Origin of the sequence: Microcosmobacter mediterraneus, assembly GCF_031846265.1 — a bacterium.
GTDB lineage: Bacteria > Bacteroidota > Bacteroidia > Flavobacteriales > Flavobacteriaceae > Microcosmobacter > Microcosmobacter mediterraneus.
Window position 1 is genome coordinate 664,104 of the sequence record NZ_JAVRIA010000001.1, and the last position, 13,309, is coordinate 677,412.

Genomic DNA, 13,309 nt, shown 5'->3' on the forward strand with positions numbered 1-13,309 from the left:
TTATGTGTTTTATACACAAAGTTACCTTATGATTAGGAATTAATGATGCTGTTTAACGTTTTATAAACAAGATGTGTTGGTAAGCCCATCACATTAAAATAAGAGCCTTCAATATGAGTTACAGCAATATAGCCAAACCACTCTTGTATGCCATAGCCGCCAGCTTTATCGTAAGGGTTATACGTTTTTATATAATAATTAATCTCATCCGTAGTTAAGGTTTTAATGGACACCTTAGTGGTGTCATATATCGTTTTTTGAAAGCTTTTGGTTGTAAAGCATACCGAAGTAATAACCTGATGCGTTGTTCCGCTTAACGAGGCTATCATCTCAAAAGCCTCCTCAGCAGTCCTTGGTTTACCTAAGGCCTTCTCATTATGCCAAACTATAGTATCACTAGTAATTAAGATATCATTATCTAGTAAGTCGTCCTTAAAGGCTAAGGACTTTAATTGCGCCAAGTAATTGGTAATTTCAAAATGTCTGAGGGTATCAGGATATTCTTCTTTTACTGGTTTTAAACGAATCTCAAAATCAAAACCTAAGGCTTTAAAGAAATTTTGACGCCTAGGTGAACCAGAGGCAAGAATAAGAGTATAGTGTTTAAGAGAGTCTTGCAGCATGGTTGTTATCAATATTTAGCAATTGTAATACTGGCTTTAAGATTCTTGTATATTAACATGCCAGAAAACAACAGGTTTAAGCCTAAAAATAGGGAGCCTAATACTAAAAGCTGCAACGCATCATTATTAAAGGTTTCAAATTCTGAAAGTTCAGATAGTAAAGCTAATACCATATAAAGATTAATAATTACTAAACACAGGCCTACACAAATGCCAAAGACTTTATGTTTTGTGATGAGTAATACAGCGACAATGACCAATAAACCAAACGCCATCCAATTAACTATGAGTGCTGCTGATATATAGTAAATTATAATGGCAGCGATTAAATACAGTTCAGGAAGGTAGAGTTTTAGAGTTTTCATGCCGTATTAACTAATAATAAGTGGATACAACGCTAACGATAAAATACCAGCAATTAGTATGTATTTAATAACCAGACTCAGGTGTCTGTAATGCGCTTTTGTTTCAGCAACAAATAACTTGATGCTTACATAAATTAATGGAGCAATAATCGTTGCTAAAAAGTAAATAACCAACCACTCTTGCTTATATAAATTAGCAATAACGTAATATATGGTTGCGCCAAGAGGTATCAACGATACTATAAACGTTACCCAATTGGCACGCTCTCGTCCTATAGCTATGGGTAAGGTATTCATACCAGCATTGTGGTCGCCATCAACATCTTCAATATCCTTAGTTAATTCACGTAATAGGGTAATCATAAAGGCAAAAACGGCATAATCCTTTAAAATATTAAAAAAGAAAAACGGTGTGGTTCTGTTGCTGTCTGTAATGGTAGGGATTAATTCAAAAACACCAACAATAAGTATACTAAAGGCTACAACCAACGCAATCACCAAATTACCTATCACAGGATGATACTGTAAAAAAGACGAGTAGAGGTAAAGCAAAGCCGAAATGATAAAGAATATGACAAAAAAGCCAGGTTTACCAATCATATGGCATAGGACAAATCCTAGCCCTACACCAAGCACATTAAACCCTACATAGAGCTTAAAGGCAAAAGACTCACTAATACTCATATTGATAATAACCCGATCTGGTTTATTAATTTGATCAGATGTTACATCCTGCAGATCATTGATAATATATCCTGCAGCAGCAATACACAGCGATGACACAACGAGTAGGGCAAAGCCATAATGGTTAAGGTACAAGCTAACTTCGAAGGGTTGGAGTAGAGCATACTTAATTAAATACTGCGTTACAGCAATAAGCACTAGGTTTTTCCAGCGTATAAGATTTAAAAGATTTAATAGAAAAGGCATAAGGGTTGTAGGGTCTTAATCGTATTGAGCATCAAAATTTCCATTCCATTTATCCTGCACTTTTAGCACTTGCTCAATGATATCTCTAACACAACCTTTACCACCATTTTTATGCGATATATAGTTACTTGTAGCCTTAACTTCTGGCGCAGCATCCTGCGGACAACAAGGCAAGCCTACCAGTTTCATTACCGGAATATCTGGGATATCGTCTCCCATGTATAACACCTGTTCTGGGTTTATATTATAAATATCTAAGTACTCATCGAGCTGCTCAGTCTTATGGTGAGCACCAAGGTATATATCGGTAATTCCAAGTCCTTTTAAACGTTTACGAACCCCTTCATTACTACCTCCAGATATAATACAGACGTTAAAACCTGCGTCTACAGCGGTTTTTAAGGCATAGCCATCTTTAATATTCATACGGCGTAATTGTTCGCCAGTGGTGGTAATGGTAATAGTGCCATCAGTGAGTACGCCATCTACATCAAAGATAAGCGTGGTAATTTGGTGTAAATATGCTTTATAACTTTTATCGGCGTCCATGAGTGTCTTTTATAGATTGTGTGAGTAGTTGGTATATGGCTTTATGTGTATCGTTGTCTATAAGTTTTAGATGACGTGTAATGGTTTTTTTATCATTCCTTATTGCTGGTCCTGTTTGCGCCATGTATGGTGATATATCCTGAACCTTTTTGGCAGTTTCTAAGATTAAAGGCTTTAAGATGTTGAAATTAATGTGCTTAGCATCGCTAATTTCGTGTGCAATACGGTACAACTGATTTACAAAATTATTAACGTACACTGCAGATAAATGCAAGGTTTGGCGTTGTTCGGTATTCATCTTATAAGGCGTACTACCTAAGGCTGCGGCTAATGCTTTTAAAAGGTTTACATCTGTTTTTTCTAGGGCTTCAACACATATGGGCACAGCTGCAAAATGGATATCCGATGATTTGGAAAACGATTGTAAAGGGTAAAACACACCACGATGATGTTTGCGGTCTAGATCATGGATGTTTACACTACCAGAGGTATGCACTACCAAACTATTAGAAAACGGAATGTCTTTAGAGACCTCAGAAATAGCATCATCATGTACTGCAATGATGGTAATATCTGCTGGTTTTAAATCTTGGATAGAACGCACGATATCACCAGGAAAAGAAAAATCTATTTTAGTAGTTGCATTACGTATAAGCCATTGATTTATAGATACTAAATCACTTTTAACTAAAGCTTTGCACAAATGATAGCCTACATGTCCTGATCCTATGATATTTACCACAATCATGCTGCTAAAATACACAAGTATTATGGCATAAAAAAGCTTGGTGTCATTATCTTCGTAGATGTAAAACAGCTGGTTATAGAAATTAGAGCAGATATATAACAATTAGCAGCTAATTTGTTACGAATTTAGCCAAAGAGGGCTTTAAATTAACTCTTACAATAAAGCCTTGTAAACCAATCATATTTTTTATTACCTTTATACTATTCCTAAAAACACGGCGCAGTCAGCGTCGGCTATATCTTAAAATTTTGTCATGGGCCAATAGCTCAAAAGTACTTATATGCATTGCTGTAAAGAATTGCAATGTATAACACTAGTGCATGCGCAAAGAGTAAATACTATAGCGTAACCAAAACCAACCAGATATGAAAAATCAAAGCATTAACCATTGGTTAAAAAAATGCATAATCATTATTATAGTATTAGTCGTATCAAACCAATATGTAAGCAGTCAGGAAATCATTAAGGAGATCTATGAAATATATCCCATCTCTTGGAAAAACCCCTTAATGTCATTCGAAAAAACACAAGTCTTAAAACCTAAGTACAAAGAAATAAATAGTAGTGACGATACTATTGTAGTTAATGAGATAATAAACAAATTTCAGACCGAAATGCATTTTCGTGCCAAGTGCTATCAAGTCGCAAACGATCTCAATTCAGATCATCCTAGTGTAATCGAAGTAAAAGATAAAATGAACCAATTATTAAAAAAATGGAGTTTTTATTTAAACCTAGATTATAAAATCAACAAAGAATACCAAGAGATATTAATAACACAAAACAAAAATAGCAAAAACCATAAAGAATATAAAAAAGAACTATTAAAACAAATAAATGAACTAGCCGCTCAAATAGACAATAAGTTCCCATGTCCAGGAGGATTTTCAAAAATCCGAGGCAATATTAAATTCGAAAACGGATATTTAAACTTTCAACCCTTAAAGTATAGAATTTTCGATGTCGAAGACCCAAAAACTAAAAGAATCAAATCCTACTTAAACGGAGAAGATAAATATACCAGCAGAAACATTGGTATAAAACTAAAATCTAATGAGCTAGTACAACTTAAAAATACCAACTGGGCTTTTGGGGCACTAACCATGCCAATAAAAATATATGCAACAACAAAGCAAAAGGACAGCAATGGAGGAGACAATGTATTTACAGATACCAACGTGTCGTTTTTTGCATCCAAACAATGGGGATATCATGGCTATAATTCAAAAGGCGAAATCAAACGAAAAAAAGCACATTCTGTCAATTTTTTGTTAGGAGTATCTAAGATAACTTTAGATCAAGAAAATTCAAGCAGAACAGAAGATACAGACTTTAATCTTCTCGCAGCAAGTCCCGGACTTGCCTATGGCTTTAATTTAAATAAATTCGGAATCTTTGTAGGTGCAGGTTTTGATATCCCACTCCACAAAGAAGGTAATAAATGGTATTTCAATAAACAATTATGGATTGGTTTTGGTCTTGGCTTTAGTGTATTTAAATAATCCAAAAGTACTATGCAAAGAGACAACAAATTACAAAATAGCTAAACAATATTTATAGGCTTTACCTTGCACAAACAACACCTTTTACTATCTCTAAATCATAACAATTAGCATTTACTATAGAAAACTAAATGGCCAAAAAAACAACCAAAAAACAAAACCTAACCAAGGCCATACAACAACTTATAGACGCCATACTAAAAGCTTTAGGCTATAAGACCACTAAGCAAAGAACCTGGCACCAACATGTTGTGCCTTACCAAGACGGTTGGGCTGTACGGCGAGAAGGCAATAAACGTATTAGCTCTAAACACCGAAAACAAAGCACAGCCATAAATAAAGCTAAGGTTTTAGCAAAGCGCTATGATGCTGATGTGATAATTCATAGAGCATCTGGTGGTATTAGAGATCGAATAAGCTATAGAGATTAAATAGTTTTCTTTTTTGGATTTATATAGATTACTCTAAGTAGTAATGACTGAGTGTTTAATTATTGCGGACTATGTTTTCTACTATTCTTTTTCCCATTGCCGCAAAAGAACCAAAAGGTCTAGGTCAGAGATTTTCGGGGGTCAATAGTAATTTAATGGCGAAACAAAATGAACTCGCAATGCTCAAACAGCATTTTGTTTTAACGCCATTTTCATTGATATGACGCTCGCCTGCCAAATCTAAAGCCCTTTTTACAACAATTAAAGTCTAATAATTATGAGACTATATAGTAAAAAAAACGGACGCTGTACAAGGGTCCGTTTTTTGAGTATTTAGGTTTTAATGTTTCTTTTCAGAGATCTTATTCAAGGATTTGCTTTATGTTTCATTCGGCAGATTACTCTTCTGCCTTTATAAATAAGACACCGTTATTTTAAAAAAGTCACATTATATGATAGCATAGGTCTTAATAAATGATGATAAACCCGTTAAAATATCTAAAAACACCTCATTAAAATAAGCGCAAAAGCCTTAAATTTGCACGAGCTAAAAATACCTGCTATTGCTATGCTAGAGAAACTGTCCAAAATTCTATTTTCCACGCGTCTTACCGCTTCCTTGTTTATAATTTTTGCAGCTGCTATGGCTATAGGTACCTTTATGGATGCAGGCCAAGACACCTCACCAACACCTTACACCAGAAACCTTATCTATAATACCTGGTGGTTTGAAGGCATTATGGTTGTTTTTGTGATTAATTTTATTGGTAACATTTTTAGATTTAGGCTTTATAAAAAAGCTAAATGGGCCACACTCACATTACACCTATCTTTTATTTTTATTCTCTTAGGTGCTTTTGTAACACGCTATATTGGTTATGAAGGGATGATGGCTATTAGAGAAGGTGCATCAGAAAATAAGTTCCTGTCTACAGATACTTATGTTACCGTTTATGTGGATGGCGATTATAGAATTGATGGTGTGCCACAACGTCTATCGTTAACAGAGAAGGTAGATTTCTCACCCAGATTAGATAATGATTTTGAAATTAATGTTAATTATAACAAACAACCTGTTTCAATAAAGCTGAAAAACTTTATTAGTGGAGCAGAAGAAGATATTATACCAGATGCGTCTGGGGAACAATACTTAAAGGTTGTGGAATCTGCTGGCAATCAAGGCCACAATCATTTTTTAAAACTAGGTGAAGTGCAGAGTCTGCACAATACGCTAGTGTCTTTAAACAAACCAACACCTGGTGCCATTAATATTTTTTATGATAATGGTAAACTGTCCATGCAATCTCCCTTTGAAGGCGAATATTTTCAGATGGCAACAGGCAATACAGGAGCAGTGGTTAAAGATAGTATACAACCCCTAATGTTGCGCTCGCGTTATCTTATTGGTAATATGCAAATGGTGTTTCCAGATCCTGTGACCAAAGGTGTGTTTGGTGTTGTAAAAAAGCCAGTAATCCTTAAAGGTGATGAGGATGGTGTAATCTTAGAGGTTACTACCAATGGCGAAACTAAAGAGGTTGGATTGCTAGGCGGAAAGGGCTCAAATAATCCGTTTGAACAAATTAAAATAGGAGGCTTAGATATTGCATTAAAATATGGTTCTAAAGTTTTAGAGTTACCGTTTAATATTAAGCTCAACGATTTTATTGCTGAAAAGTATCCAGGTACCGAAAAGAGCTATGCTTCTTATGAAAGTAAAGTAACAGTGCTCGATACAGAACAGGGAGATTTTGATTATCATATTTACATGAATAATATCTTAGATCATAAAGGCTATCGATTTTTTCAAGCCAGTTTTGATCCGGATGAAAAAGGAACCATCCTATCAGTAAATCACGATCAATGGGGAACCTGGTTGACCTATTTAGGGTACTTTTTGCTCTACTTTGGTTTAATGGCTATTCTGTTTGATAAGCACACACGCTTTGGTGATTTAAAACGATTGTTAGAAAAAGTTAAAACGAAGAAGGCCAAACTACTGGCTGGTATTGCATTATTATGTAGTATACATGTATCTGCACAAGACACACAGCATTCACCAGATGATGGTCATGATCATTCTGCACCTACAACCCAACAACTCGATTCTATTTTGCGTGCTAATATAGCACCAAAGGATCACGCAGACAATTTTGGTAGAGTGGTAGTGCAAGATCTAAGTGGTCGTATGATGCCTATGAATACTTTTGCTTCAGAATTTCTAAGAAAGCTAAGTAAAAAGGATAGTTATTTAGAATTTGATGCTAATCAAATACTACTTTCTATATACGAGAGTAAGTCCTTGTGGTATAACATGGATGTTATTTATCTAAAACCTCGAAAAGGAGATTCTATACGTAAACTCATAGGTGTTCCTAAAGATCAAAAGTATGTGAGTCTTATCGATTTTTTTGATCGTGATCTTAACTACAAACTAGATCCGTATTTAGAAGCGGCTTATAAAGCACAAGTCCCAAACGGATTTCAGAAAGAATTTAAAGAAACTGATCAGCGCGTTAATTTATTAAATAATGTCTTAGAAGGTTCTGCTTTAAAAATATTCCCTGTGCCAGATGATGAGAACAACACTTGGATTTCTCCAACTAACTTTAGAAAAGAAGGCTACAGAGAACAAATTAAAGACTCGTTGTATGCCAACTTTATTAACTCTGGTTTTAGTGCTTACCTGTTTACCTTAAACAAGGCGAAGCAAACAGGTGATTTTGCAGATGCTAACAAATTGTTAGAATCATTTAAGAAAACCCAAGAGAAGTATGGAAGTGCTGTTATGCTTTCTGAAGAGAAAGTAAACTCTGAAGTACTCTATAATAAATACGATATCTTTAAGAAGCTCTTTAGCTGGTACATGTATGCTGGGACTTTACTATTTGTGTTGTTAATTGTGCAAATCTTTAAAGATAGAATCAAGTCTATAGATATTGGTGTTAAAGTTCTTATAGGCATTATTATAGCCTTATTTGTATTACATACGGCTAGTCTTATTTGGCGTTGGTATATATCTGGTCATGCACCATGGAGTGATGCCTACGAATCTATGATTTACGTAGCTTGGGCAACCATGTTTTTTGGATTAGCATTCGGACGAAAAAGTAACTTAACCATAGCCTCTACAACCTTTGTTGTATCTATGATATTAATGATAGCGCATTGGAACTGGATGGATCCTGCAATTGCTAACTTACAACCTGTACTCAACAGTTACTGGTTAATGATCCATGTGGCTGTTATTGTAGGGAGTTATGGACCCTTTGCTTTGGGTATGATCTTAGGATTGGTGGCTTTATTATTGATGATTTTTACGACTAGTGAGAACAAAGCTAAAATGGACCTAAACATTAAAGAGCTAACGATTATTAATGAGATGGCTCTAACTGTTGGCTTAGTAATGCTTACCATTGGTAACTTCTTAGGTGGTATGTGGGCTAATGAAAGTTGGGGACGCTATTGGGGCTGGGATCCTAAAGAAACTTGGGCACTTATTAGTATTATGATTTATGCATTTGTGATCCATATGCGTTTGGTACCAGGTTTACGAGGACGTTGGTTTTACAATCTTATGTCTGTATTAGCCTTTGCGAGTATTATGATGACCTATTTTGGTGTAAATTTCTACTTAGCAGGACTGCATAGTTATGCCAGTGGTGACCAAATTATTAGCCTTAAATTTATAGGTGCAGCGCTCGCTATTATTTTGATTATAGCCTTTTTTGCACATAAAAAATATTTGCTGCACTATAAGAAGTAAACTTTTGTAAGAATTTATTACTTTTATATTGTAACCATCAGATCAATACTATGATTAAAAAGATAGGTAAAACGTATCTTGTACTACTATGTCTTTGTGCATTAATTATTATTGTTGCAGAATATTTATTTCTTTCTGGTAACAAATTGCATGGCATTTTTATAGGGCTTTGGGCACCAATGATTGTAGGTTTAATGATTTTATTTAAACTCTTTGATCATGAACGCTAACGATTTTGTACTTTATTTTTCTTTAGGTGTAGCTTTTGTAGTAATTGTTTGTGCCATATTCATTGTGCAGAAATATAATAATATAGACAGGCGATAGGTTGCCTTTAGAGCTGAAACTGTTCTACTTGTTTTACTTTGCCACTATCTAAATTAAGTTGTGTTGCACCAATGCGTACTCTAATTAATCGTAATGTAGGGAATCCTACTGCAGCTGTCATTTTACGGACTTGTCTAAATTTACCTTCAGTAAGGGTTAAACTTATCCAAGATGTTGGGCCATGTCGAGGATCTCTAACAGATCTATCTGCTAAAGGTATATGTGATAGCTGCTTTATTAATTTTACTTTACATGGCTTCGTACGATAAGCTTTACTATTACTTGTAATTGTAACACCATAAGATAATTTTTCTATAGTATTTTCCGTGATTAACCCATCGACTAAAGCGTAATATTCTTTTTCTATACCACTAGAATTTATATAATGACTTAATTGACCATCTGTGGTTAATAACAACAAGCCCTCACTGTTCTGATCTAGCCGACCAATAGGCATTACACCTTTAGGAAAAGGATATAATTCACCTAATAACCACTTGTTTTTTCGTTTGTTTTGATTATTCACAAACTGGCTTAAATACCCAAAGGGTTTATGCAAGATAAAGTGCTTATGAGAATCCATTTAGAGTTCCTTACTATTTATTATATTTCAAAATTCAAAATATAAAATAAGATGGGAATATTAAAAGAATTTAAAGAGTTTGCAGTAAAAGGAAATATGATGGACATGGCTATCGGTATCATCATTGGAGCCTCTTTTAATAAAGTTATTGATGTGTTGGTGAAGAAAGTTTTAATGCCACCTTTATCTTTACTATCTAATGACACAAATTTTAAGGACAAGAAAATTATATTACGAGAAGGTACAACGGATAGTACAGGAGTTATAACAACTGAAGAAGTAGCTGTATACTACGGAGAACTATTTGGAGCATTTTTAGATTTTTTAATTATAGGTTTCACAGTATTTATTGTCGTAAAATTTATGAACCGATTGCGTAATAAAGCTCAAGATGCTAAGGACACAACAGTAGCAACACCTAAAGATATTGAATTGTTAGCACATATTAAGGAGCTCATGGAAGAGCAAAATACAATGCTAAACGCTAAAATTAAAGGGAATAGTTAGAGCTTAATTAAGTTTTTTTCTAGGTTAAGATCTTCTAACATGTCTGTAGCAAATTTATAATGACCGCGTTTAGTCACTAATTTAAAACGATCGTCTTTCATACGAGATAAAACATCTAGAAAGCGCCATTTAGACTTCAATAATTTGGTTTGATCAGACTTTAGAGCAATTTCAAAGTAGTGTTTTCTGTTTGCTTTTTCAGCCACTATATCTGGTGTGATACTTATGTCTGAACCCCTTTTTATAAAAGACTTTGGGGTTTCATAACCATCAATATCTGCTTTGATATTTTCGTAACCTAGGTTTTTTAAATAGGTAATGGTTTCTTCAATAAAATCTTGCTCTTCTTTTTTCTTTTGTATCATGGGTTTGAAAATAGGTGAAATGTTAGAGATATGCAAATTTTAGAGCGCTATTAGCACCAAGAATGCCCATATTATTTTTTTTCGCATCTTTTACTTATGGTAGATTAATTTCACCTTCCGTTTATCAAATTTATTGACAGCTTTTGCGTTAATCTCTTATTTATTTATTTTAAATTAGATCCAATTGGCGTTTTTCTTGCTATAACCTTAGTAGAAGTTCTTATTGCAATTATTGGTATGTGGTGGTTTAAAAAAGGTCATTGGAAAAACACCCAAGTTTAAAACTCTTTTAATTTGTTTTATCATGTATCTCAAGGTTAGCTATAACTGTAAGTATAATAAAGAAGATTGAACAACCCAGAGCAGAAAACCAAAACAGCCAGCCTAATATTAGACTCAGCAATGCTCTAAGGTATATGTTTTTTAAAAGTGCCATTTATAAGATAAATATACATAATCACTAAGCATTAAAGCTGGTTTAAGTTTTGTATTTTTAAGGAGTAAAACATTAGTTATGAAATCATCTAAATTTGGGTTAAATACTATTTGCACTCATGTTGGTGAAACACCAGATGAACAGTTTAAAGGTGCAACATCACCTATATATTTATCAACTTCTTATGAGTTTATGGATGTTGATATTAAGCGTTATCCAAGATACTTTAACACACCTAATCAAGAGTATTTATCTAAGAAGATAGCAGCTTTAGAGCATACTGAGGCTGCTATGATATTTGGTTCTGGTATGGCAGCAGTAAGCACAACATTATTAGCATTTTTAAAATCTGGAGACCATGTTGTTGTGCAAAATGATATATATGGTGGAACACGTAATCTTGTAAATTCTCATTTTAAGCATTATAATATTGAGTTTACGTTTACAAATGGCTTAGAAATTTCTGATTTTGAGTCATGTATTAAGTCTAATACTAAACTCATTTATATTGAAACGCCATCTAACCCATTACTTAAGTTGGTAGACCTAGACGCTATAGGTAAGTTATCTAAAGCGTACAATGTATTAACTGTTATTGATAATACGTTTGCAACTCCAGTAAATCAGAATCCGGTTGATTATGGTATCGATATCGTTATTCATTCTGCGACAAAGTATTTTGGAGGCCACTCAGATATTAGTGCTGGAGCAGTAGCCGCATCACAAACGCATATTGATATGATTTGGGATATAGCAAAAGATCTTGGCGGTAGTCTAAGTGATTTTACCGTTTGGATGTTAGAGCGTAGCCTAAAAACCTTAGGTTTACGAGTTGAAGCTCAACAAAAAAATGCTAAGAAATTAGCCAAGTTTCTTCAAAAGCATCACGCCGTTAAAAAGGTAAATTATCCAGGGCTTAAATCGCATCCTAATTACGCATTAGCCAAACAGCAAATGCGTGGTTTTGGAGCCATGTTATCCTTTGATTTAAACCAAGACTACAATGCAAAAGATTTTTTAAATGCTTTAGAATTAATAAAACCTACTATGAGTTTGGCAGGTATTGAGAGTACTATGATTCTGCCTTCAGAAACCTCTCATGCTTTATTATCACCTAAAGAACGATTAGAGCAAGGTATAGGAGATAATCTTATTCGTTTCTCTGTTGGTATAGAAAATTATGACGATATAATAAATGATATTGAAAATGCACTAGCAAAGCTATCAGTTAATGCCTTAGTGCATGAAAAATAAGCCAAAGAAACCATCGCTTCATCCTAAAAACAAACATAAGTTTGGTTATGATTTTGATGAACTTTGTAAATCTTATACTAAGCTTACACCATTTGTGTTTACTAATAATTTTGGAAACAGGTCTATTGACTTTTCAGATCCTAAAGCCGTTAAGCAATTTAATACAGCGTTGCTAGTTAAGCATTATGGTATAACATATTGGCAATTTTCCGATGCAAATTTGTGTCCACCAATTCCTGGTAGAGCAGATTATATTCATCATCTCAACGATTTATTAGTACGTAGTAATCTAGAAAATACTAGTACTATTTTGGATATTGGTACAGGCGCAACATGTATTTATCCATTACTAGGACATGCCATTTATAATTGGAAATTTATTGCCACAGATATTAGCCTTGAGGCTTTATCTAATTCAAAACTAATTATTGCCAAAAATGGTTTTGAGGAGGCCATTCAACTTAGACATCAACAAAATCCATCTCATATTTTAAAATCAATTCTACTACCAGACGAAAAGATTTCAGCAAGTATGTGTAATCCTCCATTCTTTAAATCTGAAAAAGATGCCATAGATGCTACAAAACGAAAGTTAAAAGGCTTAGGCAAGTCTGGTAATTTTATACGAAATTTTAGTGGTACCTCCAATGAGTTATGGTATCAAGGTGGTGAAAAAGCTTTTTTGCATAACTATTTGTATGAAAGCTCATTGTATAAAACACAATGTTTTTGGTTTACAAGCCTTGTTTCCAATAAGGATCATATAAAATCGATGCAACAATCTTTAATAAAACTAGGTGCCACAAGAGTAGAGGAGATAGCGATGTCTCAAGGCCATAAAGTAAGTCGCATAATTGCTTGGACTTTCCTAAATGATAAAGAACAAAAGGATTGGACTACTTAGATCTAATATGATTAATAAT

The 13,309-nt window shown here is 34.0% G+C and carries 14 protein-coding genes; 7 read left to right on the plus strand and 7 right to left on the minus strand.

Features of this window, described 5'->3' with window-relative positions; translation table 11 throughout:
* Window positions 1–32: 32 nt before the first annotated feature.
* Genes RM697_RS03095 through RM697_RS03115 form a run of 5 tightly spaced genes read right to left on the minus strand, consistent with a single transcriptional unit; the run spans window position 33 to window position 3,215 of the window.
* Window positions 33–623 (minus strand): Maf-like protein, encoded by a 591-nt coding sequence (locus RM697_RS03095; RefSeq protein ID WP_311426378.1) that lies wholly within the window; start codon window positions 621–623, stop codon window positions 33–35.
* A gap of 8 nt (window positions 624–631) precedes the next feature.
* Window positions 632–988 carry a hypothetical protein gene (locus RM697_RS03100; RefSeq protein WP_311426379.1) on the minus strand — a complete coding sequence of 119 codons (357 nt, stop codon included), beginning with the start codon at window positions 986–988 and terminating at the stop codon, window positions 632–634.
* A gap of 6 nt (window positions 989–994) precedes the next feature.
* On the minus strand, window positions 995–1,918 hold the full coding sequence (locus RM697_RS03105; RefSeq protein WP_311426380.1) for a geranylgeranylglycerol-phosphate geranylgeranyltransferase: 924 nt from the start codon (window positions 1,916–1,918) through the stop codon (window positions 995–997).
* A 15-nt stretch (window positions 1,919–1,933) separates the two neighbouring features.
* The gene (locus tag RM697_RS03110) at window positions 1,934–2,467 is read right to left on the minus strand and encodes a KdsC family phosphatase (protein ID WP_311426381.1); all 534 of its coding nucleotides are present in this window, start codon (window positions 2,465–2,467) and stop codon (window positions 1,934–1,936) included.
* Window positions 2,454–3,215, minus strand: coding sequence for a Rossmann-like and DUF2520 domain-containing protein (locus RM697_RS03115; RefSeq protein WP_311426382.1), 762 nt, complete (start codon window positions 3,213–3,215; stop codon window positions 2,454–2,456). Before RM697_RS03115 ends, RM697_RS03110 begins: the two co-directional genes overlap by 14 nt.
* 365 nt (window positions 3,216–3,580) lie before the next feature.
* Here RM697_RS03115 and RM697_RS03120 point away from each other — a divergent pair, with 365 nt between their 5' ends.
* The 4 genes from RM697_RS03120 (at window position 3,581) to RM697_RS03135 (ending at window position 9,144) form a co-directional block, all read left to right on the plus strand.
* Window positions 3,581–4,717 (plus strand): hypothetical protein, encoded by a 1,137-nt coding sequence (locus tag RM697_RS03120; RefSeq protein WP_311426383.1) that lies wholly within the window; start codon window positions 3,581–3,583, stop codon window positions 4,715–4,717.
* A gap of 131 nt (window positions 4,718–4,848) precedes the next feature.
* Window positions 4,849–5,148, plus strand: a complete 300-nt coding sequence (locus RM697_RS03125) for a DUF2188 domain-containing protein (RefSeq protein WP_311426384.1) — start codon at window positions 4,849–4,851, stop codon at window positions 5,146–5,148.
* Window positions 5,149–5,716: 568 nt separating this feature from the next.
* A complete protein-coding gene (locus tag RM697_RS03130; protein WP_311426472.1) occupies window positions 5,717–8,914 on the plus strand; it encodes a cytochrome c biogenesis protein CcsA in 3,198 nt (1,065 codons plus the stop codon).
* A 50-nt stretch (window positions 8,915–8,964) separates the two neighbouring features.
* Entirely contained in the window at window positions 8,965–9,144 is a 180-nt protein-coding gene (locus RM697_RS03135; RefSeq protein ID WP_311426385.1) for a hypothetical protein, read from the plus strand.
* A 104-nt stretch (window positions 9,145–9,248) separates the two neighbouring features.
* Here the strand turns inward: RM697_RS03135 and RM697_RS03140 are convergent, their stop codons facing one another.
* A complete protein-coding gene (locus RM697_RS03140; protein WP_311426386.1) occupies window positions 9,249–9,824 on the minus strand; it encodes a pseudouridine synthase in 576 nt (191 codons plus the stop codon).
* 51 nt (window positions 9,825–9,875) lie between these two features.
* Here RM697_RS03140 and mscL point away from each other — a divergent pair, with 51 nt between their 5' ends.
* Entirely contained in the window at window positions 9,876–10,331 is a 456-nt protein-coding gene (gene mscL, locus RM697_RS03145; RefSeq protein ID WP_311426387.1) for a large conductance mechanosensitive channel protein MscL, read from the plus strand.
* Here mscL and RM697_RS03150 read toward each other — a convergent pair.
* Window positions 10,328–10,696 (minus strand): hypothetical protein, encoded by a 369-nt coding sequence (locus tag RM697_RS03150; RefSeq protein ID WP_311426388.1) that lies wholly within the window; start codon window positions 10,694–10,696, stop codon window positions 10,328–10,330. The genes mscL and RM697_RS03150 overlap by 4 nt on opposite strands.
* A 514-nt stretch (window positions 10,697–11,210) precedes the next feature.
* On the opposite strand from RM697_RS03150, the gene RM697_RS03155 reads away from it, so the two are divergent.
* Window positions 11,211–12,386 (plus strand): trans-sulfuration enzyme family protein, encoded by a 1,176-nt coding sequence (locus RM697_RS03155; protein ID WP_311426389.1) that lies wholly within the window; start codon window positions 11,211–11,213, stop codon window positions 12,384–12,386.
* Entirely contained in the window at window positions 12,376–13,290 is a 915-nt protein-coding gene (gene rlmF, locus RM697_RS03160; RefSeq protein ID WP_311426390.1) for a 23S rRNA (adenine(1618)-N(6))-methyltransferase RlmF, read from the plus strand. Before RM697_RS03155 ends, rlmF begins: the two co-directional genes overlap by 11 nt.
* The last annotated feature ends 19 nt before the right edge of the window (window positions 13,291–13,309 follow it).

Coding starts and splice junctions, on each gene's coding strand:
- RM697_RS03095 (WP_311426378.1), bottom strand. CDS start 623: ATGCTGCAAGACTCTCTTAAACACTATACTCTTATTCTTGCCTCTGGT.
- RM697_RS03100 (WP_311426379.1), bottom strand. CDS start 988: ATGAAAACTCTAAAACTCTACCTTCCTGAACTGTATTTAATCGCTGCC.
- RM697_RS03105 (WP_311426380.1), bottom strand. CDS start 1,918: ATGCCTTTTCTATTAAATCTTTTAAATCTTATACGCTGGAAAAACCTA.
- RM697_RS03110 (WP_311426381.1), bottom strand. CDS start 2,467: ATGGACGCCGATAAAAGTTATAAAGCATATTTACACCAAATTACCACG.
- RM697_RS03115 (WP_311426382.1), bottom strand. CDS start 3,215: ATGATTGTGGTAAATATCATAGGATCAGGACATGTAGGCTATCATTTG.
- RM697_RS03120 (WP_311426383.1), top strand. CDS start 3,581: ATGAAAAATCAAAGCATTAACCATTGGTTAAAAAAATGCATAATCATT.
- RM697_RS03125 (WP_311426384.1), top strand. CDS start 4,849: ATGGCCAAAAAAACAACCAAAAAACAAAACCTAACCAAGGCCATACAA.
- RM697_RS03130 (WP_311426472.1), top strand. CDS start 5,717: ATGCTAGAGAAACTGTCCAAAATTCTATTTTCCACGCGTCTTACCGCT.
- RM697_RS03135 (WP_311426385.1), top strand. CDS start 8,965: ATGATTAAAAAGATAGGTAAAACGTATCTTGTACTACTATGTCTTTGT.
- RM697_RS03140 (WP_311426386.1), bottom strand. CDS start 9,824: ATGGATTCTCATAAGCACTTTATCTTGCATAAACCCTTTGGGTATTTA.
- mscL (WP_311426387.1), top strand. CDS start 9,876: ATGGGAATATTAAAAGAATTTAAAGAGTTTGCAGTAAAAGGAAATATG.
- RM697_RS03150 (WP_311426388.1), bottom strand. CDS start 10,696: ATGATACAAAAGAAAAAAGAAGAGCAAGATTTTATTGAAGAAACCATT.
- RM697_RS03155 (WP_311426389.1), top strand. CDS start 11,211: ATGAAATCATCTAAATTTGGGTTAAATACTATTTGCACTCATGTTGGT.
- rlmF (WP_311426390.1), top strand. CDS start 12,376: ATGAAAAATAAGCCAAAGAAACCATCGCTTCATCCTAAAAACAAACAT.